20 protein-coding genes are annotated in these 22,320 nt (G+C 76.0%); 12 read left to right on the top strand and 8 right to left on the bottom strand.

What is annotated here, in order from left to right; all coding sequences use genetic code 11:
- Nucleotides 1–126 precede the first annotated feature (126 nt).
- A complete protein-coding gene (locus tag ACZ50K_RS10495; RefSeq protein WP_468900267.1) occupies nt 127–531 on the bottom strand; it encodes a hypothetical protein in 405 nt (134 codons plus the stop codon).
- A gap of 137 nt (nt 532–668) precedes the next feature.
- Between ACZ50K_RS10495 and ACZ50K_RS10490 the strand changes: the two genes are divergently transcribed.
- Together ACZ50K_RS10490 and ACZ50K_RS10485 are read left to right on the top strand one after the other, a co-directional pair.
- Nucleotides 669–1,445, top strand: a complete 777-nt coding sequence (locus ACZ50K_RS10490; RefSeq protein ID WP_468900264.1) for an MBL fold metallo-hydrolase — start codon at nt 669–671, stop codon at nt 1,443–1,445.
- The gene (locus ACZ50K_RS10485) at nt 1,445–2,143 is read left to right on the top strand and encodes a DedA family protein (RefSeq protein ID WP_468900261.1); all 699 of its coding nucleotides are present in this window, start codon (nt 1,445–1,447) and stop codon (nt 2,141–2,143) included. Before ACZ50K_RS10490 ends, ACZ50K_RS10485 begins: the two co-directional genes overlap by 1 nt.
- Here the strand turns inward: ACZ50K_RS10485 and ACZ50K_RS10480 are convergent.
- From ACZ50K_RS10480 to ACZ50K_RS10470, 3 genes are all read right to left on the bottom strand, one after another.
- A complete protein-coding gene (locus ACZ50K_RS10480) occupies nt 2,140–3,420 on the bottom strand; it encodes an MBL fold metallo-hydrolase (protein WP_468900259.1) in 1,281 nt (426 codons plus the stop codon). The genes ACZ50K_RS10485 and ACZ50K_RS10480 overlap by 4 nt on opposite strands.
- Nucleotides 3,421–3,688: 268 nt before the next feature.
- Entirely contained in the window at nt 3,689–4,954 is a 1,266-nt protein-coding gene (locus tag ACZ50K_RS10475; protein WP_468900256.1) for an aminotransferase class I/II-fold pyridoxal phosphate-dependent enzyme, read from the bottom strand.
- A gap of 116 nt (nt 4,955–5,070) precedes the next feature.
- Nucleotides 5,071–5,655: a TIGR03086 family metal-binding protein gene (locus ACZ50K_RS10470; RefSeq protein ID WP_468900254.1), complete on the bottom strand. Its 585-nt coding sequence runs from the start codon at nt 5,653–5,655 to the stop codon at nt 5,071–5,073.
- 213 nt (nt 5,656–5,868) lie between these two features.
- Here ACZ50K_RS10470 and ACZ50K_RS10465 point away from each other — a divergent pair, with 213 nt between their 5' ends.
- Nucleotides 5,869–6,690, top strand: coding sequence for a methyltransferase domain-containing protein (locus tag ACZ50K_RS10465; protein ID WP_468900252.1), 822 nt, complete (start codon nt 5,869–5,871; stop codon nt 6,688–6,690).
- Nucleotides 6,691–6,712: 22 nt separating this feature from the next.
- Here ACZ50K_RS10465 and ACZ50K_RS10460 read toward each other — a convergent pair whose 3' ends face one another.
- The 3 genes from ACZ50K_RS10460 to ACZ50K_RS10450 all read right to left on the bottom strand — a co-directional run bounded on the left by ACZ50K_RS10460 (nt 6,713) and on the right by ACZ50K_RS10450 (nt 11,324).
- Nucleotides 6,713–8,686, bottom strand: a complete 1,974-nt coding sequence (locus ACZ50K_RS10460; RefSeq protein WP_468900251.1) for a DUF5107 domain-containing protein — start codon at nt 8,684–8,686, stop codon at nt 6,713–6,715.
- Between the two features lie 101 nt (nt 8,687–8,787).
- Nucleotides 8,788–9,693: an arginase family protein gene (locus ACZ50K_RS10455; protein ID WP_468900249.1), complete on the bottom strand. Its 906-nt coding sequence runs from the start codon at nt 9,691–9,693 to the stop codon at nt 8,788–8,790.
- Between the two features lie 44 nt (nt 9,694–9,737).
- Nucleotides 9,738–11,324: an alpha/beta hydrolase gene (locus ACZ50K_RS10450; RefSeq protein ID WP_468901151.1), complete on the bottom strand. Its 1,587-nt coding sequence runs from the start codon at nt 11,322–11,324 to the stop codon at nt 9,738–9,740.
- Between the two features lie 239 nt (nt 11,325–11,563).
- Between ACZ50K_RS10450 and ACZ50K_RS10445 the strand changes: the two genes are divergently transcribed.
- The 7 genes from ACZ50K_RS10445 (at nt 11,564) to ACZ50K_RS10415 (ending at nt 18,511) form a co-directional block, all read left to right on the top strand.
- Entirely contained in the window at nt 11,564–12,667 is a 1,104-nt protein-coding gene (locus ACZ50K_RS10445; protein WP_468900246.1) for a hypothetical protein, read from the top strand.
- Between the two features lie 103 nt (nt 12,668–12,770).
- Complete coding sequence (locus ACZ50K_RS10440) at nt 12,771–13,214, top strand: SRPBCC family protein (protein ID WP_468900243.1); 444 nt, start codon at nt 12,771–12,773, stop codon at nt 13,212–13,214.
- Between the two features lie 197 nt (nt 13,215–13,411).
- Nucleotides 13,412–14,245 (top strand): M55 family metallopeptidase, encoded by an 834-nt coding sequence (locus tag ACZ50K_RS10435; protein WP_468900240.1) that lies wholly within the window; start codon nt 13,412–13,414, stop codon nt 14,243–14,245.
- Nucleotides 14,238–15,605 (top strand): M20/M25/M40 family metallo-hydrolase, encoded by a 1,368-nt coding sequence (locus ACZ50K_RS10430; RefSeq protein WP_468900237.1) that lies wholly within the window; start codon nt 14,238–14,240, stop codon nt 15,603–15,605. The genes ACZ50K_RS10435 and ACZ50K_RS10430 overlap by 8 nt, the downstream gene beginning before the upstream one ends.
- Complete coding sequence (locus ACZ50K_RS10425; protein WP_468900234.1) at nt 15,605–17,623, top strand: S9 family peptidase; 2,019 nt, start codon at nt 15,605–15,607, stop codon at nt 17,621–17,623. The genes ACZ50K_RS10430 and ACZ50K_RS10425 overlap by 1 nt, the downstream gene beginning before the upstream one ends.
- Nucleotides 17,624–17,654: 31 nt before the next feature.
- Complete coding sequence (locus tag ACZ50K_RS10420) at nt 17,655–17,909, top strand: LapA family protein (protein ID WP_468900231.1); 255 nt, start codon at nt 17,655–17,657, stop codon at nt 17,907–17,909.
- A gap of 35 nt (nt 17,910–17,944) precedes the next feature.
- A complete protein-coding gene (locus tag ACZ50K_RS10415) occupies nt 17,945–18,511 on the top strand; it encodes a GNAT family N-acetyltransferase (protein WP_468900228.1) in 567 nt (188 codons plus the stop codon).
- Here ACZ50K_RS10415 and ACZ50K_RS10410 read toward each other — a convergent pair.
- On the bottom strand, nt 18,459–19,067 hold the full coding sequence (locus ACZ50K_RS10410) for a HEAT repeat domain-containing protein (protein ID WP_468900225.1): 609 nt from the start codon (nt 19,065–19,067) through the stop codon (nt 18,459–18,461). The two genes, ACZ50K_RS10415 and ACZ50K_RS10410, sit on opposite strands and share 53 nt — an antisense overlap.
- Nucleotides 19,068–19,396: 329 nt before the next feature.
- Here ACZ50K_RS10410 and ACZ50K_RS10405 point away from each other — a divergent pair, with 329 nt between their 5' ends.
- Nucleotides 19,397–21,217: a 3-hydroxyacyl-CoA dehydrogenase family protein gene (locus ACZ50K_RS10405; RefSeq protein ID WP_468900222.1), complete on the top strand. Its 1,821-nt coding sequence runs from the start codon at nt 19,397–19,399 to the stop codon at nt 21,215–21,217.
- Between the two features lie 166 nt (nt 21,218–21,383).
- Complete coding sequence (locus ACZ50K_RS10400) at nt 21,384–22,256, top strand: TetR family transcriptional regulator (protein ID WP_468900219.1); 873 nt, start codon at nt 21,384–21,386, stop codon at nt 22,254–22,256.
- The last annotated feature ends 64 nt before the right edge of the window (nt 22,257–22,320 follow it).

The following is a 22,320-nucleotide window of genomic DNA, read 5'->3' as shown; positions in this document are numbered from 1 at the left end:
AAGGCGGCTGACCGGGCGGTTCGACACGGACGGCGCAATGCCGCGCGCAGCCGGATCCGGCGGCCCGGGCCAGCGCCGGGGCGCCCCGGGCGCGGGTCCGGGCCGCCGGCAAGCGGGCCGGGAATGTCAGGTGCCGTCGTAACCGGCGGTCGGCATCGACAGCCTCCGGTGCACCTCGGCCTTCATCGCGGAGGTGTACCGCGGCTCGTCCAGACCGGCGGTTTCCAGCCGTACCCCGCGGCGCCCGCACTCGGCGGCGAACTCCTCCACCGAGCGCAGCGCCCGCCCCAGCACCCGACGGTTGGGGGCGACGAAGAGGTCCACCTGACCTGCGTCGACATCCGACCACAGGGCGCAGTGGTCGGCCCGCAGCCCGTAGAAGAGGAGTTGTCTCGTGATCACGTAGCCCCGGTCGTCGGCCCAGCGCGCGCACATGGCCTGCTGGCTCCGGGTGTCGACCACGAAGGGGTCGGCGTCCAGTTGTTCGAGCGGGACCAGGCTGGCGATCGCGGCCACCCGCAGCTCATCCATGCCGCCCGACCCTACTCCGATCGGTCTCCCACGAGGAGGGGTCCGTCGGCCAGTGATCGCCTACGCTCGGATTCGAGCGCCGCCCGAGGGATCGTCCGGACCATCGGGAGCGACGCACGAGGAACGAGGGGGCCGCGGTGCCGGTGGAGATCACCTGGTGGGGACATGCCACCTGCACGGTCGAGGACTCCGGGGTACGGCTGCTGACCGACCCGCTGTTCGCCCGCCGGCTGGCGCACCTGCGCCGCCGCCGGGGCGCCCCGCCCCCGCCCCGGGCGGCCGTGGCCGACCTGGTCCTCGTCTCCCACCTGCACGCCGACCACCTGCACCTGCCCTCGCTGGCCCGGCTGGCCCCCGGCACCCGGCTGCTGGTCCCGCGCGGCGCCCGGCGCGCCCTGCCGGCCCTGGCGCGGCTGGCCGCCGCCCGGTCCCTGCACGTCACCGAGGTCTCCCCGGGCGAGGAGGTGGCGGTCTCCGGGGCGGTGCGGGTCCGGGTGGTCAGCGCCCGCCACGACGGCCGCCGGCTGCCGTTCGGCCCGCACCTCTCCCCCGCCCTCGGCTATGTGGTGCACGGCTCCGCCACCACCTACTTCGCCGGGGACACCGGTCTGTTCGACAGCATGGCGCAGGAGGTCGGCCCGGTGGACGTGGCCCTGCTCCCGGTGGGCGGCTGGGGCCCCTACCTGGGCCCGGGGCACCTGGACGCGGCGCGCGCGGCGGAGGCGCTGGCCGCCCTGGCCCCGGCGGCCGCCGTCCCGGTCCACTACGGCACGTACTGGCCGATCGGCATGGACGCCGTCCGGCCGCACGAGTTCCACGCCCCGGGGGCCGAGTTCGTACGCCGTGCGGCCCGGCAGGCGCCCAAGGTGGCGGTCCGCACCCCCGGGCACGGCGAGCCGGTGCTGCTGCCGTGATGACGCTCGCCCCCCTCGCGTCACTGACGCCGCTCACTCCGCTGACCCCGCTGGCACCATGGGCCCCGCTGGCCCCCTGGGCGGACACGGTCCAGCAGGTGCCGCCTCCGGAGACCGCCCAGCAGGCCGTCGGCTACCCCGCCCTGTTCCTGCTGGTGGCCCTGGGCGCCCTGGTGCCGGTGATCCCGACCGGGGCCCTGGTCAGCTCGGCCGCGGTGGTCGCCCTGCACCAGCACCAGTCGCTGCCCTTCGGACTGCTGCTGGTGTTCCTGGTCGGGGCGCTCGCCGCGTTCCTCGGCGATCTGGCCCTGTACTGGCTGGGGCGGCGCGGGGTCCGCTCGCGCAACGGATCCCGCTGGCTGGCCCGGCTGGAGAGCCGGGCCACCCCGGAACGGCTCGCCAAGGCCCAGACCGGGCTGGAGGAGCACGGGGTACTGGTCCTGGTGCTGTCCCGGCTCGTCCCGGCCGGCCGCATCCCGGTGATGCTGGCCTGCCTGCTGGCCGGACTGCCGATGCGGCGGTTCGCCCGCGGCGACGCCCCGGCCTGTCTGGCCTGGGCCGCCACCTACGGTCTGATCGGCATCCTGGGCGGCGCCCTGTTCCCCGAACCCTGGCAGGGCGTGGCCCTGGCCGTGGCCCTGACCCTCCTGATCAGCCTGGCCCCCACCCTCTGGCGCCGACTGCGCGGCTCCGCCTAGAGGGCCGCCGAGGCGCCCACCGGGAGGTCCCAGAGGTGCGGGCGGGGCAGACCGGCGCGCGCCCAGGCGGACCGGACCCGGTGCAGCGGCTCCAGGACCGGCTCGGCGGAGAGCACGAAGGTGCCCCAGTGCATGGGGGCCATCCGCAGCGCGCCGAGGTCCAGACAGGCCTGGACGGCCTCCTCCGGATCGGCGTGGACGTCCCTGAGCCACCAGCGGGGGGCGTAGGCGCCGATCGGGAGCAGGGCCAGGTCGATCCCGGGGTGGCGGCGGCCGATCTCCCCGAACCAGTGCCCGTATCCGGTGTCCCCGGCGAAGTAGACCTTCTTGCCGGTCCCCGTGTCGGTGAGGGCCCAGCCGCCCCACAGGGTCCGGCAGGTGTCGACCAGGGAGCGCTTGGACCAGTGGTGGGCGGGGACGAAGTCGAAGCGGACCCCGCCCAGTTCCACCGCCTCCCACCAGTCCAGCTCGGTGATTCTGGTGAAGCGGCGGCGCCGGCACCAGCGGCCGAGACCGGCCGGGACGAACAGCGGGGTGTCGCGGGGCAACCGCTTCAGGGTGGCCGCGTCGAGGTGGTCGTAGTGGTTGTGGCTGATCACCACCGCGTCGATCCGCGGCAGCTGCTCCCAGGGCACCCCCACCGGGGTCATCCTCGCCGGGGTGCCGAGGATCCGGCGGGACCACACCGGGTCGGTGAGGACGGTGAGTCCGCCGATCCGGATCACCCAGCTGGCGTGCCCGGCCCAGGTGACGCTCACCGTGCCGGGGCCTGCGGCGGGCAGCGGGGCCGGCTCGTACGGCAGGTCCGGGATGCCGCGGAGTCCCTCCGGGCCGGGCCGGAAGGCGCCCTCGCGGGCCAGCCGGGCGAAGGCGCGCAGCCCCGGCAGCGGGGTGGTCAGCCGGTCGGCGAAGGACCGCGGCCAGGAGCGGAGCTCCCCGGCGGTCCGCAGGGTGCTGCCGGGCGGGTGGGTGCCGGGGGGCTGCGCCCTGCGGACCGGGACGGGCTGCCGGGCCCCGGCGGGCGGGGCGGCGACCGGTGCGGGCGGGGTGGCGACCGGTGCGGGGGCCGCTGCGAGGGCGGGGCCGGGCGCTGACGCGAGGGCGGGGCCGGGCGCGGGCTCGGGGGCGGACACCGGTGCGGGGGCGGGCGCGAGGGCGGGGCCGGGCGCGGGCCGCGGTGCGGACGCGGGTGGCGGGCCGGTGCGGCGGTCCTCGGGGGCGGTCGGGCGCACCACCGCGCGGTGCGGGACCTCGCGCCGGTCCGTCTGTTCCCTCATCGGTATGACTCCGTTCGGCGAGCGGGCGGCTGCAGTCTGCGGTGCGATGTGCTCGGGGCGGGGTGCGGGGCGGTGCGGGGGCGGGTCGGGGTGGGGCGGGGTGCCGGGCGGCGCGCGGGGGTGGAGCGGGGTGCCGGGTGGCGCGCGGTGCGGATCGGGGTCGCGGGCGGGTCGGGGTGACGGGCGGGTTGCGGCGGGGGCGTCGGGTGGCGGGTGGTGGGCGGGGCGGGTTGCGGTGGCGGGCGGTGCGGGTCGGGGTGGGGTGGGGTCAGGGGTGGAGTTCGGTCAGGGTTTCGGACAGGGTGGCCAGGGCCGCTCGGACGTGCGGGAGGTTCGGGGGGTCGGCGGCGGTGAGGGCGGCCAGCCGCTCCGCTCCGGTCGCGCCCAGCAGCGGGCCGGTAGCCAGCCGGAACCGCAGCGCCCCCAGTTCGTCGGCGAATCGCTGGCCGCCGGGGGCCGGGGCGCCCAGCCGGCCGCCGAGCCAGTCCTCCAGCTCCATGGCGTCGGCCACGCCCCGGCGGGCCAGTCCGGCGCGCAGCGGGCTCAGGTCGGCGTAGAGGTGGCGGCCCGCCTGCGGGGGGCGGGCCAGGGCCCCGGCGGAGAGCAGGATCCGGTGCGCGGCCCCGGCCACCGCCCCGTAGGCCGTGGCCGCCGCCCGGATCCGGGCCCGCACCGGCGGGGGTTCCGTCAGGGCGTATCCGGCGGCGGCCGCGACCGGGCCGGCCGGTACGGCTCCGGTGGCGGTCAGCACGTCCAGGGTGCGGGCCCGCAGCCAGGTGCCGCGCGGGGTGCCGGGGAAGCGGGCGACTCCGGCGGGCCAGCCCGGCGGCAGCAGGGCCCCGGCCAGGTCGGCGAGGACCACGACCCGGTCGGGCAGCATTTCGGCGGGGCTGATGACCGGGGTGTCGTGCGGCCGGTGGACGGTGTCCCGCCAGGTCTCGTCGGCGACCACCAGCAGGCCTTCGGAGGCGGCCGCCTCGCAGGCCTCCAGCAGCAGTTCGGGCGGGGCCACCGTGCCGGTCGGGTCGTCGGCCGGGCTGAGCAGCAACAGCCGCGGGTCACCGCCCTCGGCGCGGATCCTGCGTACGGTCTCCAGCAGCGCCCAGGGGTCCGGCACCCCGCCGCACTCCGCCGGGGTGGGCACGTGGTGGGTGCGCCGTCCCAGCAGCCGGACCTGCGGGGTCCACCAGGCGGGACAGGGGCGCGGCAGCAGCACCTCGCCCCCGGCGGCGGCGAGCAGGGCGAGCAGCAGGGCCGGAGCTCCGGGGGCCGCCGCCACGTCCTCGGGGGCGGTGGGCAGGCCCCGGCGCTCCCAGTAGCCGCAGGCGGCGGTCCGCAGGGCCGGGCCGCCGCCGGGCGGTTCGGGGGTGGCCAGGCCGGCGGCGCCGGCCAGCACCTCGCGCAGCTCGGGGAGGACGGGCAGGGCGGCTCCGGGTGCGGGGGCGGAGGTCGCGGGGCCGTGCCGGACCGCGCCGGGGCCGCCGCCCTCCCGGGCCGTCGCCGCGGTGCTCCGCACCTCTTCGGTCCCCTCCACCGCCCCGGCCTCCTCGTCCCTCGGTGCCGTACCGGATTCTCGCCCTTCGCCGACCTTTATACGGCTGTTTGGCAGGGAATGCCCCTCGGGATGCGCTCAAGGCCGTGCAGGACCGCTCAAGACCTCCGGCCGACCAGGGCCAGCAGCCGGGTCTGGGCGTCGGCGCCGGGCGGGATGTCCAGGGGTTCGGCGAACAGGCCGCTGGCCGCGAGCCCGTCGGCGTAGGGCATGACCTCCTTGATGGAGAACTCCACCAGGCCGTCCGGGAGCCGGTCGTCGGCGCCGATGGCCCGGGAGAGGTCCCAGGCGTGCACCACGCAGTCGGCGGTCAGCTCGGAGCAGTACGCCGCTCCGAGCGCGGGCCCGTAGGACAGCCGGACCGTCCGGTCCAGCGCCCCGGGGGCGGCGAAGGCGGCGCGGGCGCCGGCCGCGGCCCGGTCCCAGGCGGCGGGCGGGTCCTCACCGAGGAGGTCTCCGTCGAGGGCGTCGCCGACCTCCGCCACCGTGCGCCCCTCGGTGAGCAGCGGCGGGATCCACAGCTGCTCCCCGGTGACGTGGTTGACCAGGTCCCGCACCGTCCAGTCGGTGCAGGGGGTGGAGTCCGCCCACTGCCCGGCGCGCACCGAGTGGACCCGGTCGCCGAACAGGCGGAGGGCCTCGGTGTGCCGTTCGAGCAGTGTGGCCGGCCGGGTTCCTTCCATGGGTCCCACCGTCCTCTCCCCTGGCTGGGTCTCCCTGGAGCCCACTGTCCTCGCCCCCCGGCGGCCCTGCCAGCCACGGCCCGACACCCCTTGGCCCACAAGACTACTGTCCGAATGTCAAGACGCCTATCTCAGATCCCGAAATGATCCTCTACGGTGGTGACCGTCCCGAGAAGAGCCGGAGAGCCGGACCGATCCCCGAGGAGCGCCGCGATGAGCCATGACCGCGTCCAGGAATCCGCCGTCTACACCCATGGGCACCACGAGTCCGTGCTGCGCTCGCACCGCTGGCGGACCGCCCGGAACTCGGCCGCCTATCTGCTGGACGAGCTGCGCCCGGGCCTGGACCTGCTGGACGTGGGCTGCGGGCCCGGCACGATCACCGCGGACCTGGCCGAGCTGGTGGCCCCCGGCCGGGTGGTGGCGGTGGACGCGGCCGCGGACGTGGTCGCACAGGCCGCGGCCCACGCGGCCGAGCGCGGGCTGACCGGGATCGAGTTCGGCACCGCCGACGTGCACGCGCTGGAGTTCCCGGACGACAGCTTCGACGTGGTCCACGCGCACCAGGTGCTGCAGCACGTGGGCGACCCGGTACAGGCACTGCGCGAGATGCGCCGGGTCTGCCGGCCGGGCGGGGTGGTGGCGGTCCGGGACGCCGACTACCAGGCCATGGTCTGGTACCCGGAGCACCCCGGACTGGACCGCTGGCTGGACCTGTACCGGCGGGTGGCCCGGGCCAACGGCGGCGAGCCCGACGCGGGACGGCGGCTGTCGGCCTGGGCCCGGGCGGCCGGGTTCACCGAGGTCACGGCGACGGCGACCGCATGGTGCTACGCCACCCCGGAGGAGATCTCCTGGTGGTCCGGCCTGTGGGCGGACCGGACCACCGCCTCCTCCTATGCGGGCATCGCGACGGCCGGCGGGCACACGACGGAGGAGGAACTGACCTCCCTGGGTGCGGCCTGGCGGGACTGGGGCACCTCGCCCGACGCCTGGTTCTCGGTGCTGAACGGCGAGGTCCTGTGCCGCGTCTGAGCCCTCCCGGCCCGGCCGCCGGTCAGTCCGCCCGCTCCGGCCGCATCCGGAAGTCGTAGCGGGCCGGGAGGGGGAAGTCGGTCAGCGAGGACCACACCTCGCCGAGGATCTCGTCCCCCTCCCGGAGGTCGGGAACCTCTATGCCGTCCTCGAAGAGCCGCCGGGCCGCGGCCACATGGCCTTCCGCGACCAGCAGCCGGGCCGCCAGCAGCCGGAACCTGCCCCGCTCGCGCAGGGCCGGCCGCAGCCGGTCCCAGACCGCCCTCGCCTCGAAGGGCCGGCCGGCCGCCAGCTGGGCGGTCATGGCCTCCTTGCCGAGGGCGGCCTCGGCCGCCTCCCAGGCCTCCCCGCCCCGGCTCTCCGCCATCAGGTCGGCGAAGGCCTCCGCATAGCGGTCGGCGGCCCGGCGCGGATCCCCGGCCAGGACGTCCGCGGCCGCCAGACAGCGCAGCAGCGGCCAGCGGGACGGTGCGAGGGCCAGCCCGCGCTCCCAGCTGCGGACCGCCTGGGCGATGTCACCGGCATGCCACTGGGCCACCCCGAGGTGGTACTCGGTGAGCGGGTCGGCGGGGGCGGTCTCCAGCATGTCCCGCCAGTGCGGGGCCACCAGGCTGGGCCCCGGCGGGGCGACCGGGCCCGGCCCGGGCAGCGCCCCGCTGCGCCACAGTTCCAGCCAGGGCCGCTCCGCCTCGCCCAGGGCCGACTCCTCGAAGGGGGTGCCGGGCAGCTTCAGGCCCCCGCAGAGCACCTCCAGGGTGCCCCAGCCGGATCCGGTGGCCAGCCGCTCCTCCGGTTCCCGGTCCGCGAAGGGCCGCCACGCCTCGTACGCCGCGTCCACCCGCCCCCTGGGCAGTGCGTCCCCCAGCGCCCGCTCCGCCTCGGTCCGGGCCGCCGCCCAGTCGGCGCCGTGCACCGCGGCGGGGTCGGCGGCCAGCGGGCCGTACGCCTCAAGCCAGCTGAACTCGGCGCCCGCCTCCAGCCGGACGTGTTCCAGCTGGGTCCGGGCCAGGCCCGCCTGGATCTCCGCGTATCCGGGGGTGCCCGGTTCGGTGAGCCATTCCTGCCAGCGGCGGCCGCCCCGGCCGGACCCCCAGACGAAGAGCTTCCGGCCGCTCAGCAGATCGGTGGAGGTCTGCACCAGGCCGCGGCCCTCAGAGTCGAGCGAGGCGATCCAGGGCCGGGCCCCCGGCTCCGGCTCGTAGAACCAGTCGGCCGGATACTCGCTGCGGGTCGGATAGCTGCGGTCGGCGCCCTCCCACTCGGGCACCGGCACCCGGCGCAGGCTCCGCTCGTATCCGAAGTGCCAGGCCTGGTCGGCGGGGGCCAGGATCCGACTGCCCGGATCCTCGGGGACCGCGATGTTGGACCACCAGTAGACCGGGGCGGCCCGCTCGTGCGGATTGCGGACCCGGACCCCGACGTACAGGAACGCGGAGTCCTCCGGCAGCCACAGGTCCACCTGGAAGGGCAGGTCCCGCAGCCGCTCCCACTCCCAGAGCCGGAGCATGACCCCGCCGTCGGGCGCCGGGACCGCCGCGGCGTGCAGCGGGGCGCAGGACAGGGCGGTGTGGCCGGTGGCGCCGATGTTCCACTCGACGCCGCCGGAGAACCAGGCGCCGTTGAGGGCGAACGCGGCGGGCTGGAACACCGGGTTGCGGTAGAGGAGTTCCCTGCCGGTGGGCCGGTGGACCAGGGAGTACAACCGGCCGCCGAGACCGGGCAGCACGGTGGCGCTGAGGTGGTCGTTCTCCAGCACCAGGGCGTCCATCCCGGTGGCCGTCCGGTCCCGCCGGTATCCGTCGCGGAGCCGGACCGGCAGCAGGGAGCGGAGCGGCTCCCAGCCAACCTGTCTGGCCATCGGGCGCGGCAGGCCGTCCCGCGACCGCTGGTCGAGCTCGTGGACCTCGTCGAGGACACGGAGCGGGGGCAGGGGGTTCTCGGGCCCCAGGGGGGCGGCTGGCAGGGTGACGACGGCGCGACGCACGGTAGTGGCCATGAGGGAATGGAACACGCCACGGCGGCCGGAGAACAAGTCCTGTGGACAACCGCCCTGACGGTCCGCCGGAGACCCCCCGGGGGGCGGGCCCGCCGCCCGGCTCAGGGGGCCGGGAAGGCTCCGGCCACCAGGTCCGCCAGCAGGGCTCCGGCGCTGCCGTCCGGATCGAGGTCGGGGTCGTAGACGGTGACGTTGAGGCCGACGCAGCGCGGTGAGGCCACCAGCGGGGCGAGCAGGGCGGCCAGTTCCCCGGGGAGCAGCCCGCCGGGATCGGGGCTGTCCACGGCGGGCATCACCGCGGGGTCGAGCACATCGGCGTCCAGGTGCACCCAGAACCCCTCGGTGACCGGCGGGTGCAGTCCTTCCAGCGCGGCCCTGGCCACCGGCCCGGGCCCCAGGGCGCGGATCTCCCCGACGGGGGCCGTACGGATGCCCAGTCCGGCCAGTTCGGCGAGGTCCGGGTCCCCGTCCCGCACCCCGAACACCCGGACGTCCTCGTCCCGCAGGTACGGTCCGAGCCCCTCGATGTCGGCGAGCTCGGGCCGGCCCCGCCCGGTGGCGATGGCGAGCTCCTCCCCGGCGGCGGCTCCGAGCGGACCGTTGACCCCGGTGTTCCCGGCGTGCCGGAAGTCGGCGGAGCCGTCGATGGCGGCCAGCCCGAAGCGGCCCAGCCGGCGCATCGCGAGGGAGGCGCCCAGCTGGACGGAGCAGTCCCCGCCGAGGACCACCGGGAACTCCCCGGCCCGCAGATGGGCTTCGACGCGGTCGGCGAGGGTGACGGTGTAGGCGGCGAGGCGGTCGGCGTGGAAGGTCCCGTCGCCCTCCCGCCAGTCGCCCAGGTCGTAGCGGGGCGGCACCACCACCCCGCCCTCCCGGGCCCCGAGCCGGGCCAGCAGCCCCTGTTCGCGGAGCGCTCCGGCCAGCTTGTACACCCCGGGGACGGTGCCCGGGGCGGGCGGCCGCAGCCCGAGGTTGGACGGGGCGTCGATGAGCACGATCGTTCTCATCGTTCCACTATGGCGCAGCCGCCCCGCCGCGCGGCGGGTTCCGGTCAGCCGCGGTGGCCGAGCAGGCCGTGCAGGGCCGCGCCGCCCGAGGAGGCGGGCAACTCCCGGGTCCCGGCGACCGGTTCCGGGGCGGGCTGGGCCGGGCACACCGCGTCGGCGGCCCGCCCGGTGGCCAGATAGGCGGCCACCTTCTCGTCCAGGCACTTGTTGCCGCTGAGCGCGACCCCGTGATTGCCGCCGCCCTGTTCCACCAGCAGCACCGAGCCGGCCAGCTTCGCCTTCATGCTGACCGCGCCCTCGTACGGGGTGGCCGCGTCCTCGGTGGCCTGCACCAGCAGGGCGGGCGGCAGTTCGGTGTTGGTGACGTCCGGGGCCCGCAGCTGCTCGGTGGGCCAGAACGCGCAGGGGGCGTTGTACCAGGCGTTGTTCCAGGTCATGAAGGGGGCCTTGGCGTGGGTGGCCCACATGTCGCGCCGCCAGGTGTTCCAGTCCCGCGGCCAGGAGGAGTCCCGGCACTGGACCGCGCTGTACACGCTGTAGCTGTTGCCGGCGGCCGGGTCCACGGCGCCGAACCGCTGGTAGGCGGCCACCAGCGGCTCCGGGTCGCGGCGGACCGCGTAGGCGGCGAAGGCCTCGGCCAGGTGCGGCCAGTAGCCGTTGTAGTAGCCGCCCGGCATGTAGGTGTCCTCCAGCTCGGCCGGGCCCACCTTCCCACCCGCCGGGGTGGTGCGCAGTTCCTCGCGCATCCCGTACCAGCGGCGCTCCACCTCCGCCGGGTCGGTGCCCAGCCGGTAGGTGGAGTCGTGGCGGGCCACCCAGGCCGCGAACGCCTTGTGGCGGGCGTCGAAGGCGAGGTCCTGCGCCAGGTTGTCCTGGTACCAGACCCCGGAGGGGTCCACGACCGAGTCCAGCACCAGCCGGTGCACCCGCCCGGGGTGCAGCTTGGCGTACACCGCGCCCAGGTAGGTGCCGTAGGAGTAGCCGAAGTAGCTGATCCGGGGCGCGCCGAGGGCTTCGCGGACCAGCTCGATGTCCCGGGCGGCGGCCACCGTGCCGATGTGCGGCAGGACGTCGGCGTGCTTGTCCCCGCAGGATCGGGCGAAGGCGCGGACCCGGTCCAGGTTGGCCCGCTCGTCGGCCGGGAGGTAGGGCACGGAGTCCGGGCGGACGGGTGCGAAGTGACCGGATCCGCAGTCCAGGGCGGGCTCGCTGCGGCCCACCCCGCGGGGGTCGAAGCCGATGACGTCGTACTGGGCGGCCACCTCCTTGGGCAGGGCGGAGGCGATGTATCCGGCCAGGCTGCGGCCGCTGCCGCCGGGGCCGCCGGGGTTGACCAGCAGCGGGCCCTGGGAGGTGCGGGCGGTGTGCGGGACCCGGGTCAGGGCGAGGGAGATCTTCCGTCCCTCCGGCCGTTCGTGGTCGAGCGGCACGGCGAGGGTGGCGCACTGGAGGGCGGGGTAGCGGCTGGTCGCGCAGCCGGTCCAGGTCAGCGCGGCGGCCCGGGGGCCGGCCGGGGCCGGCCCGGTGGCCGCGGTGACCGGGCTCGCCGGGACGGTGGCGGCGACCACGGCGGTGGCGGCCGAAAGGAGCGCCGCGGCGCGCCGCTTGAACGGGCTGGGGATGTTCTTCAAGGGGATCACGGGGCCTCCCGGCAGAGGGTTCTGGCCGGAATCGTCCCGGAACCCGCACCCGAAGGGCGGTATATGGGCAGCCTATTGGCCCGAACTGATGAGTCCGGGGCGCTCCCGCACCGCCGTCCGGCCGCAGCAGGGCACCCGATGGAGTACCGGGAGCCCCGCCGCCGGGTCCGGTTTGCGGTCCGCCCGGAGCGGGGAGCACAGCCGCACGACCGACCTGGGGGGGGTAGGACATGGGAACGTTCGTCTGGCTGATCCTCTTATCGGTGGCGGGACCCGTGTACTGGGTGCACGCCGACCGGCACGTCCGCTCGTACCGCGCCTATCGCGGGGTGCCCGACGCCCTGGGACCGCTCGACGCGGTCCCGCTCACCGTCTACGAACTGGCCTGGCTGCGGCACGGCGCCGAGGGCGTGGCGCTGACCGCCCTCTACCGGCTGCACCTGGCCGGGCAGGCCGTCGTACGGGCCGGGAGCACGCCCGGTCTCAAACCCCCGCTGCCCGAGCGGCCCGCACCCCCGGCCCCGCCGCCGCCCCGGGTCCCGGAGCAGCGCGGCGGGCGCGGCCGCAGGCCGTCCCGGGGTCCGCGCCCGGCCCCGGCGCCCGTGCCCCCGCCCGCGCCGGACCCGGTCGGGGACGCCGCCCGGACCGTGGTGGCGGAGCCCGGCGCCCCGGGCTGGGAGCAGCGGACCGCCCTGGCGGGCACCCGCACGGTGGCGGCGGTCGCGGCCAGCCTGACCCGGCGCGGCCTGGCCTCCGACGACCGGCTGCTGGCCCGCGCCCGGTCCGCGCACCGGCGGCTCGGCGCGGTCCGGCTCGGGTTCGCGGCGGCGGCGCCGGCCGCGGTCGCCGCCGACCTGTTCCTCGGCCCGACCTTCGGGCTGACCCCGGCGGTGTGCTTCGGGCTCGTGGCGTTCGCCCTGGAGCGGTACGTCGACCGGCACGGCGGCCGTCCACGGCCGCGTCTCAACACCGTGCCGGGCGACCGGCTTGCGGCGGAGGCGGCGGCCGCCCGCGGCTGGCAGCCGGCCGAGGAGCCCGGCCCCGCGGTGCCCCGCCGGGCGGCCAACCGGCTGCTGAAGGTGGCGCTCGGCGGCCGCGCCTCGCTGCCCAGGGAACTCGCCGGGGTCCTGTACGCCCCGCAGCCGGCACCCGCCAGGAAGACCGAGTCGACGTCCCGGAACCCGGCCACGAGCACCCCGAACAACGACCCGCCCGGACTCGGCGGCGTCGGGAACGCCGGCGGTGGCTGCGGCGGGGCGTCGAGCAGCGGGGGCGGATGTGGCGGGGGCGGTTGCGGCGGAGGCGGCGGCGGATGCGGGGGCGGCGGCCTGTGACCAGCGGTGCGGCGGCCGGTCCCGGCCCGGATTTTGGGCGGCCGCCCCGGAGGTGATTGGCTTGCCGCCGCAAGAGCGTTCACGACTGCTGGAGGAACAGGTTATGGCGCAGGTCGAGGCCACCACGGAGCGGATCATCGCGGCCGACGCGGAGACGGTGTTCGACGCGCTGGCGGACTACGCCGGCACGCGCGGCAAGCTGCTCCCCGAGCACTTCAGCGAGTACGAGGTCCGCGAGGGCGGCGACGGCGAGGGCACCCTGGTGCACTGGAAGCTCCAGGCCACCAGCAAGCGGATCCGCGACTGCCTGCTGGAGGTCACCGAGCCCTCCGACGGCCGGCTGGTGGAGAAGGACCGCAACTCCTCCATGGTCACCACCTGGACCGTCACCCCGGCCGGCGAGGGCAGCTCCCGGGCCGTGGTCTCCAGCGTCTGGACCGGCGCCACCGGTATCGGCGGATTCTTCGAGCGCACCTTCGCCCCCAAGGGCCTGAACCGCATCCACGACGCGGTGCTCGCCAACCTGGCCACCGAAGTCGAGGGCTGAGCAAGCCGGTTGCCGAAGCCTCCGGAGGCGACCGCGGTCCGGGACCGGCCCTCACCGGTTCGGGTGATTTCCCCGCCCGGACCGGTCCGGCCCGCCGGCCGGCGCGCCGGGCGGCGCGCCGCGCCCGTCCCGCCCTGGGCCCGGCCGGGCGCCCTGGTTAGGGTGGGGCGTCCGAGCGAACCGACCCCGGGGGCCCGATGAAGATCCTCATCTCCGCCGACATGGAGGGCGCCACCGGCGTCACCTGGCCGGCCGACGTGCTGCCCGGCACCCCGCAGTGGGAGCGGTGCCGGGCCATGTTCACCTCCGACGTCAACGCGGCCGCCCTCGGCTTCTTCGACGGCGGCGCCGACCAGGTGCTGATCAACGAGGCCCACTGGAGCATGCGCAACCTGCTGCTGGAGCGGCTCGACGAGCGGGTGGAGATGCTCACCGGCCGGCACAAGTCCCTCTCCATGGTCGAGGGGGTCCAGCAGGGGGACGTGGACGGGATCGCCTTCGTCGGCTACCACACCGGGGCCGGAAGCGAGGGGGTCCTCGCCCACACCTATCTCGCCAACTCCATCACCGGGGTCTGGGCGAACGGGGTCCGGGCCAGCGAGGGCCTGCTGAACTCCCTGGTCGTCGCCGAGTACGGGGTCCCGGTGGTCCTGGTCACCGGGGACGACCTGACCTGCGCCGACGCAGCCGGCTACGCGCCGCGGGCCCGGACCGTCGCGGTCAAGGACCACGTCTCGCGGTACGCGGCCGTGTGCCGGCCCCCGGCCCGCACCGCCGCCGACATCCGCGCCGCCGCCAAGGAGGCCGCCGCGCTGGCCGTCCGTCACCAGCCGGCCGAAGCGGGCCCCTTCACCGTGGAGCTGGAGTTCGACGCCGAACACCTGTCGATGGCGGCGACCGTGGTGCCCGGGGTGCACCGCACCGGCGAACGCCGGGTGGGCTACACCAGCCCGACCATGTACGAGGGCATCAGGACCTTCAAGGCGGTCACCACGATCGTCTCGGCCGCCGTGGAGGAGCAGTATGGCTGACAACCGGACCGCAGGGACCACCCCCGTCGACGGCGGCGGCCCGGTCGACGGGACCGCCCTGGACGAGGTGGTGGAGTTCACCTCGGGCCTCATCCGCATCGACACCACCAACCGGGGCGGCGGCGACTGCCGCGAGCGGCCCGCCGCCGAGTACGCGGCCGAGAAGCTGGCCGCCGCCGGACTGGAACCGGTGCTGCTGGAGCGGACCCCGGGCCGCACCAACGTGGTCGCCCGGCTCTCCGGCACCGACCCGTCCGCGGACGCCCTGCTGCTGCACGGCCATCTGGACGTGGTCCCGGCCGAGCCCGCCGACTGGAGCGTGGACCCGTTCTCCGGCGAGGTCCGCGACGGGGTGGTCTGGGGCCGCGGGGCCGTGGACATGAAGAACATGGACGCGATGATCCTGGCCGTCGTCCGGGCCTGGGCCCGGCACGGTGTCCGGCCGCGACGGGACATCGTGATCGCGTTCACCGCCGACGAGGAGGACAGCGCCGTCGACGGCTCCGGCTTCCTCGCCGACCACCACCCGGAGCTCTTCGAGGGCTGCACGGAGGGGCTCTCCGAATCCGGGGCCTTCACCGTGCACCCGGGCCCCGGCCGGGCCCCGCTCTACCCGGTGGCGGCCGGCGAACGCGGCACCGCCTGGCTGCGACTCACCGCGCGCGGCACCGCCGGTCACGGCTCGAAGCCCAACCGGGCCAACGCGGTGAGCCGGCTCGCGGCGGCCGTCGCCCGGATCGGCGAGTACGAGTGGCCGGTCCGCCTCACCGACACCGTGGTGGCCTGCATCACCGAACTCGCCGCCGCCCAGGGCATGTCGGTGGACCCGCGGGCGCCCGGGTTCGATCTGGACGAGGTGCTGGCCAAGCTGGGCCCGGCCGCCGTGCTGGTCGAGGCGACCGTCCGCAACAGCGCCAACCCGACCGTGCTGAGCGCCGGTTACAAGGTGAACGTCATTCCCGGCCAGGCCACCGCCTTCGTGGACGGCCGGATGCTGCCGGGCGGCGAGGCCGAGTTCGTCGACACCCTGAACGCGCTCACCGGACCGGACGTGGCCTGGGAGTTCCACCACCGCGAGGTGGCCCTTCAAGCCCCGGTGGACGGCCGGACCTTCGCCGTGCTGCGCGAGTCGGTGGAGCATTTCGACCCGGAGGGGCGGGTGGTGCCGTTCTGCATGGCCGGCGGCACCGACGCCAAGCAGTTCTCCCGGCTGGGCATCACCGGCTACGGCTACTCCCCGCTCAGGCTGCCGCCCGGCTTCGACTACTGGGCGCTGTTCCACGGGGTGGACGAGCGGGTCCCGGTCGACGCCCTGCACTTCGGGGTGCGGGTCCTGGACCGGGCGCTGCGGGGCCTGTGATGGACGCCGACGGAACCTGCGGACCGTACGGCGGCTGGCCCTCGCCGATCGGCGCCGCCCTGGCCGCCTCGCTGGACGGGCGGCCCGAGTTCCTGGGCGCGGTCGGCGACGAGGTGTGGTGGACGGAGCCCCGGCCGGCCGAGGGCGGCCGGCGGGCCCTGGTCCGGCGGCCCGCCGACGGCGGCCCGGCCCGCTCGGTGCTGCCGCCGCCCTGGAACGTGCGCAGCCGGGTCGTGGAGTACGGCGGCCGGCCGTGGACCGGCGTGGCGGAGGGCACCGGTCCGCCCGGGGAGCGGGCCGGCCGGGGACCGCTGGTGGTGTTCGCGCACTTCGCCGACCAGCGGCTGTACGCGTACGAGCCGGACGCGCCCGGGGAGGCCGGGCCGCGCCCGCTGACCCCGCTGTCCGCCGTCGGCGGCGGGCTGCGGTGGGCGGATCCGGTGATCCGTGGCTCCGAGGTGTGGTGCGTGCTGGAGGAGTTCACCGGGCCCGAGCCCACGGACGTGCGCCGCCTGCCGGTGGCCGTACCGCTGGACGGGTCGGCGGCCGGGGACCGGGGTGCGGTCCGGGAACTCACCGACGGCCGCCACCGGTTCTGCACCGGGCCCCGGCTGTCGCCGGACGGCCGGCGGGCCGCCTGGCTGGTCTGGGACCATCCGCGGATGCCCTGGGACGGCACCGAGCTGCGGGTGGCCGAGGTGTCCGGGGCCGGCACGCTGGAGGGTGCCCGCACCGTGCTGGGCGGCCCTTCGGAGGCGGTGGCGCAGGCCGAATGGGCCGCGGACGGCGGCCTATTGGCGGTCAGTGACCGCAGTGGCTGGTGGAACCCCTACCGGGTGGACCCGGCCGGCCGGGCGGAGCCGGTGAACCTGTGCCCGCGCGAGGAGGAGTTCGGCGGCCCGCTGTGGAAGACCGGGCTGGGCTGGCTGGCGCCGATGCCGGGCGGTCCGGTGGCGGTGCTGCACGGGGTCGGCTGCTCGGTGCTCGGGATACTGGACCCGGAGTCCGGGGACCTGGTGGACGCGGCCGGCCCGTGGACGGCCTGGCAGCCGACCCTCGCGGTGGCCGGCTCCCGGGTGTACGGGGTGGCGGCCAGTCCGCGCAGCGGGTACGAGGTGGTGGAGCTGGACACCTCCACCGGCCGGGCCCGGGTGGCGGGCGCGCCCGCCGTGGACCCGGTGGACCCGGCCTACTATCCGGAGCCGCAGACCCGCACCTTCCTGGGCCCGGACGACCGGGAGATCCACGCGCACGTCTATCCGCCGCACCACCCGGCCTGCCGGGCCCCGGCGGACGAGCTGCCGCCGTTCGTGGTGTGGGCGCACGGCGGTCCCACCGACCACGTGCCGCCGGTGCTGGACCTGCACATCGCCTACTTCACCTCCCGGGGCATCGGGGTGGTGGAGGTCAACTACGGCGGGTCCACCGGATACGGCCGGGCCTACCGGGAGCGGCTGCGCGAGCAGTGGGGCGTGGTGGACGTCGAGGACTGCGCGGCGGTGGCCCGGGCGCTGGCCGCCGAGGGCACCGCGGACCCGGCCCGGCTGGCCGTCCGGGGCGGCAGCGCGGGCGGCTGGACGGCGGCCGCCTCGCTGGCGGCGGGCGGGCTGTACGCCTGCGGGACGGTGATCTATCCGGTGCTGGACCTAGAGGGGTTCGCGCGGGAGACGCACGACCTGGAGTCCCGGTACGTGGAGTCCCTCGCGGGGCCGCCGGGGACCTGGGCGGTCCGCAACCGGGAGCGTGCGCCGCTGGCCCTGGCCGACCGGATCCGGGCCCCGTTCCTGCTGCTCCAGGGGCTGGCGGACCCGGTGTGCCCACCGGCCGAGGCGGACCGGTTCCTGGCGGCCCTGCGGGGGCGCGGGGTGCCGCACGCCTATCTGGCCTTCGAGGGCGAGGGGCACGGCTTCCGGCGGGCCGAGACCATGGTGGCGGCGCTGGAGGCGGAGCTCTCGCTGTACGTGCAGGTATTCGGGCTGTCCCGGACCGATGTCCCCCGGCTGGATCTGCGGACATGACGGCCGGGCGGCGCTGGCCGACCATGGGGGCATGAGCCATCAGAGCGGACAGGGCGGCGCGGGCGGCAAGGGCGGCGGCCGGCGGAAGGACCTCTTCACCCCCGGCCGGATCACCGCGCTGGTCGTCATGGCCCTCACCCTGGTCTTCATCTTCGAGAACACCGACCGCACGAAGATCCGGCTGCTGATCCCGGTGGTCACCATGCCGCTGTGGGGGGCCCTGCTGATCTCCGCCGTACTGGGCGGGCTCTGCGGGGCCTATGTGATGCGGCGCCGAGGCCGCTAGCCGGGCCCGGGCCCGCCCTGGTTAGCCTGGCGGGCATGGTCACCGAGTACGTCCGCCGCGGCCCCCGGGTCGGGCTGCGCCCCTTCACCTCCGCCGACGGCCCCGAGTTCACCGCCCGGGTGCGGGAGAGCCGTGCGCTGCACCACCCCTGGCTGGCCCCGCCCGCCACGGCGGAGGAGTACGAGCCGTACGCCCGCCGGCTGGCCGGCGGGGAGGGCCGGGCCGGGTTCCTGGTGTGCGAGCGGGACGGCGGGGCGATCGCCGGGTTCGTCAACATCAACAACATCGTGCTGGGGGCGTTCCGGTGCGGGGCCCTGGGCTACGGCGCGTTCGCGCACTCGGCGGGCCGGGGGCTGCTCGGCGAGGGGCTGGACCTGCTGGTGGCGCACGCCTTCGGGGAGCTGGGGCTGCACCGGCTGGAGGCCAACATCCAGCCGGGCAACACCGCCTCGGTGGCCCTGGTGCGCGGGCGGGGGTTCCGGCTGGAGGGCCTGTCCCCGGACTTCCTGTTCGTGGACGGGGCCTGGCGGGACCACGAACGCTGGGCGCTCACCCGGGAGATGACGGAGCGTGCGGGGGCGGCGGGGCCGGCAGCCGGTTGAGCGCCTCGGTGGCGGCGACCGCCAGCCGGGGGTGGCCCTGGGCGCGCAGCAGGACCTCCCGGGCCCGCGGGTCGGCGAGGGCGCCGAGTCCTTCCACGCAGGCCAGGGCGATCCGCCCGTAGGGGTCCTGCGGGGTGAGCAGCCGGGACAGGGTGGCGATGAGGGCGGGTGCGGACTCGGGGGCGCGCAGGGCGGTCAGCAGCCGGACCGGCTGGAGGGCGTAGGCGGTGCGGAGCCCGTTGGTGGCGAGGGCGGCCGCGGCGCGGGCGGTGCGCGGGTCGCCGAGCGCGGCGAGGGCCTCGGCGGCGGATTCGCAGCGGGGCGGGTCCCGGTGGTTGAGGAGCAGCACCAGGGCCTCGAAGGCGCGCCGGTCCCCGGCCAGGCCCAGCCGGTGGGCGGCGAGTTCCCTCGCCCAGAGCGGGAGGCCGCCGGAGGTGAGGGCCTCGGCGAGCTCCTCCGGTCCGGCCGCGGCCAGCCGCTCGTACTCCCGCGGGCCGGCCGGTCCGGCGGCCCCTGCCTCGGCGCGCAGCCGTTCCAGCGCGGTGATCCGTCCCATCCGTTCACGATAGGGCGGCGGGGAATTCCCTTACCCGGGTTCGCTGGAACTCTGGTCAAGCGGTTACCGACGGGTTAATCTCGCTTCCAGCAGGAGCGGCCTGGTGACGCAGCCGTTCCCGTATCGGTCGGTTCGGCATGTCCGGACGGCGGGCACCCCGGGACAGGGTCCTCCGCCGTGCACCGCCAGGCAACGCGTACCGCGCGCCCATCGGGCCGCGCCGGGGCTCTCCTCGCCCCTTTCGCCGTTCTTCCGCTCTTCCCGCTCCTCCGCCGCGCTGTTCGCGCGCCCTCAGCCGTCACCCCTTTCACCCTCACTGGAGTCCTGTGATGGACCGCTCTCCGTCCACGTCCACGTCCAGTCAACCCTCCTCCCCCACCCCGCAGACGATCGCCGTGGTCGGCCTCGGCACCATGGGCACCGGCATCGCCGAGGTCCTCACCCGGGCCGGTCACGAGGTCATCGGGATCGATCTCACCGAGGCAGCCGGACGGGCCTGCGCGGCCTCGCTGGCCGAGGCCACCGCCCGCTCGGTGACCAAGGAACGGCTGACCGAGGCCGAGCGGCAGGCCGTCCTGTCCCGGCTGCGGACCTTCACCGACCTCCAGGCGGCGGTGCACGCCGACCTGGTGATCGAGGTGGTCCCGGAGGACTACGAGCTCAAGCAGCGGGTGTTCCGCGAGCTCGACGCGATCGTCCGCCCGGACACCATCCTGGCCACCGGCACCAACGCCCTGTCGGTGACCCGGCTCGCCGCCGAGTCGCTGCGCCCGGAGCGGGTGCTGGGCCTGCACTTCTTCAACCCGGCGCCGGTGATGCAGCTGGTCGAGGTGGCCTCCTCGGTGCTGACCGCCCCGCCGGCCGTGGCGGCGGTGACCGAACTGGCCCGCTCGCTCGGCAAGGAGCCGGTGGCGGTCGGCGACCGCCCCGGGTTCGTGGCCGACGGCCTGCTCTTCGGCTACCTCAACCAGGCCGCCGCGATGTACGAGTCGAAGTACGCCTCCCGCGAGGACATCGACGCGGCCATGCGGCTGGGCTGCGGGCTGCCGATGGGCCCGCTGGCCCTCCTCGACCTGATCGGGGTGGACACCGCGCGGACCGTGCTGGAGGCCATGTACGCCTCCTCCGGCGACCGCCTGCACGCCCCGGCGCCGATCCTGGGCCACCTCGCCGAGGCCGGGCTGACCGGCCGCAAGGCGGGCCGCGGCTTCTACACGTACGAGCGGCCGGGCGGCGCGGTGCCGGTGCCGGACGCGCTGACCCCGGCGGCGGGCGGCGGCCCGGTGGCCGGGCGCCCGGTGGAGTCCGTGGGCGTGGCCGGATCCGGGACCATGGCGAGCGGGATCGCACAGGTCTTCGCGCAGGCCGGATACACGGTGGTGCTGGCCGCCCGCGGCGCCGAGAAGGCGGCCGCCGCGAAGGCGGCGATCGGGAAGTCGCTGGACCGGGCCGTGGCCAAGGGCCGGCTGTCGGCGGAGGCGGCCGCGGCGACCCTGGACCGGATCACCCCGGCCGGTTCGCTGGAGGCGTTCGCCGAGGTGGACCTGGCGGTCGAGGCGGTGGCCGAGGACCTGGCGGTCAAGCAGGAGCTGTTCGCCGCCCTGGACAAGGTCTGCAAGCCGGGCGCGGTGCTGGCCACCACCACCTCCTCGCTGCCGGTGATCGCCTGCGCCCGGGCCACGTCCCGTCCGCAGGACGTGGTCGGGATGCACTTCTTCAACCCGGCCCCGGCGATGAAGCTGGTGGAGGTGGTCCGCACGGTGCTGACCGCCGAGGACGTGCACGCCACGGTCCGCGAGGTCTGTCTGCGGGTCCGCAAGCACCCGGTGGACTGCGGGGACCGGGCCGGGTTCATCGTGAACGCCCTGCTGTTCCCCTATCTGAACAACGCGATCAAGATGGTGGAGGAGCACTACGCCTCGCTCGACGAGATCGACGCGGCGATGAAGCTGGGCGGCGGCTATCCGATGGGCCCCTTCGAGCTCCTCGACGTGGTCGGCCTGGACGTGTCGCTGGCCATCGAGAAGGTGCTCCACAAGGAGTTCCGCGATCCGGGCCTGGCCCCGTCCCCGCTGCTGGAGCACCTGGTGGCGGCGGGCTGCCTGGGCCGGAAGACCGGCCGCGGATTCCGTGAGTACGCCCGGCGCTAGGCCTTCCCCGGCGCCGGCCCCAGAGCCGGATGCGTGGGGAGGGCTGCTCGGGTCCGCCGGACCCTCATCACGGCGGACGAACCCTCCCGAGCCCAGTGCGGGCCCTCCCCCGCATCCGTCCCACCCTTCGGGCACGCAGAGCCCTCGGGCGCGCGCCCCGGCGCGCATGCAGTACGTTCGCACTATGTCCCAGCCCGCCAAGACCCAGGCCAAGACGCCCGCACGCGCCGCCGCGGCCTCCTCCGACGCCCCGGAGAGCGCCGCCGGCACCCGGGCGGCCGCCCAGCGGCTGAAGATGCGCCGCGAGCTCGCCACGGCGGCCATGGAGCTGTTCGCGACCAAGGGGTACGAGGCGACGACGGTCGACGAGATCGCCGCGACCGCCGGAGTGGCCCGGCGGACCTTCTTCCGTCACTTCCGGTCCAAGGAAGAGGCGATCTTCCCGGACCACGACGACACCCTGACCCGGGCCGAGGCGGTCCTGGACGCGGCACCGGCGCACGAGCACCCGCTCGACACCGTGTGCCGGGGGATCAAGGAAGTCATGAAGATGTACGCCGCCTCCCCGGCGGTGTCCGTGGAGCGGTACCGGCTGACCCGCGAGGTACCGGCGCTGCGGGAGCGGGAGATCGCCTCGGTGGCCCGCTACGAGCGGCTGTTCACCCGCTATCTGCTGGCCCATTTCGACGAGACCGACCACCACGACGGCAACGACGACCCGCTGCTGGCCGAGGTGGCCGCCTCGGCGGTGGTCACCGCGCACAACCACGTGCTGCGGCGCTGGCTGCGGGCCGGTGGCGAGGGCGATGTGGAGGGCCGGCTGGACCACGCCTTCGCGATCGTCCGGAAGACCTTCGGCAGCGGGATCGGCGCGGGCCGCACCCCGCACGCGACGGCGGGTGCGGGGGCTTCTCCGGCCGGGCCGGAGCCGTCGGCGGCGGTGCGTTCCGAGGGGGAGGTCCTGGTGGCGGTGGCCCGGACCGACGCCCCGCTCGACGAGGTCATGCGGACCATCGAAGAGGCCCTGCGCAGCAGATAGCGACCCTCGTCACAGTGGCCGCTCCCGTTTTCGGGGGCGGCCACTGTCGTTTGTCCAAGTTGCC

The organism is Streptomyces sp. NPDC033845 (genome assembly GCF_055576225.1).
Note: the sequence above shows the minus strand (reverse complement) of the source record. Positions and strands in the feature narration are given on the sequence as shown.

What these genes read in the sequence shown, in the direction of transcription:
- ACZ50K_RS10495 (WP_468900267.1), bottom strand. Translation starts at nt 531, where the DNA reads ATGGATGAGCTGCGGGTGGCCGCGATCGCCAGCCTGGTCCCGCTCGAA.
- ACZ50K_RS10485 (WP_468900261.1), top strand. Translation starts at nt 1,445, where the DNA reads ATGACGCTCGCCCCCCTCGCGTCACTGACGCCGCTCACTCCGCTGACC.
- ACZ50K_RS10480 (WP_468900259.1), bottom strand. Translation starts at nt 3,420, where the DNA reads ATGAGGGAACAGACGGACCGGCGCGAGGTCCCGCACCGCGCGGTGGTG.
- ACZ50K_RS10470 (WP_468900254.1), bottom strand. Translation starts at nt 5,655, where the DNA reads ATGGAAGGAACCCGGCCGGCCACACTGCTCGAACGGCACACCGAGGCC.
- ACZ50K_RS10465 (WP_468900252.1), top strand. Translation starts at nt 5,869, where the DNA reads ATGAGCCATGACCGCGTCCAGGAATCCGCCGTCTACACCCATGGGCAC.
- ACZ50K_RS10460 (WP_468900251.1), bottom strand. Translation starts at nt 8,686, where the DNA reads ATGGCCACTACCGTGCGTCGCGCCGTCGTCACCCTGCCAGCCGCCCCC.
- ACZ50K_RS10455 (WP_468900249.1), bottom strand. Translation starts at nt 9,693, where the DNA reads ATGAGAACGATCGTGCTCATCGACGCCCCGTCCAACCTCGGGCTGCGG.
- ACZ50K_RS10445 (WP_468900246.1), top strand. Translation starts at nt 11,564, where the DNA reads ATGGGAACGTTCGTCTGGCTGATCCTCTTATCGGTGGCGGGACCCGTG.
- ACZ50K_RS10440 (WP_468900243.1), top strand. Translation starts at nt 12,771, where the DNA reads ATGGCGCAGGTCGAGGCCACCACGGAGCGGATCATCGCGGCCGACGCG.
- ACZ50K_RS10435 (WP_468900240.1), top strand. Translation starts at nt 13,412, where the DNA reads ATGAAGATCCTCATCTCCGCCGACATGGAGGGCGCCACCGGCGTCACC.
- ACZ50K_RS10430 (WP_468900237.1), top strand. Translation starts at nt 14,238, where the DNA reads ATGGCTGACAACCGGACCGCAGGGACCACCCCCGTCGACGGCGGCGGC.
- ACZ50K_RS10425 (WP_468900234.1), top strand. Translation starts at nt 15,605, where the DNA reads ATGGACGCCGACGGAACCTGCGGACCGTACGGCGGCTGGCCCTCGCCG.
- ACZ50K_RS10420 (WP_468900231.1), top strand. Translation starts at nt 17,655, where the DNA reads ATGAGCCATCAGAGCGGACAGGGCGGCGCGGGCGGCAAGGGCGGCGGC.
- ACZ50K_RS10415 (WP_468900228.1), top strand. Translation starts at nt 17,945, where the DNA reads ATGGTCACCGAGTACGTCCGCCGCGGCCCCCGGGTCGGGCTGCGCCCC.
- ACZ50K_RS10410 (WP_468900225.1), bottom strand. Translation starts at nt 19,067, where the DNA reads ATGGGACGGATCACCGCGCTGGAACGGCTGCGCGCCGAGGCAGGGGCC.
- ACZ50K_RS10405 (WP_468900222.1), top strand. Translation starts at nt 19,397, where the DNA reads ATGGACCGCTCTCCGTCCACGTCCACGTCCAGTCAACCCTCCTCCCCC.
- ACZ50K_RS10400 (WP_468900219.1), top strand. Translation starts at nt 21,384, where the DNA reads ATGCAGTACGTTCGCACTATGTCCCAGCCCGCCAAGACCCAGGCCAAG.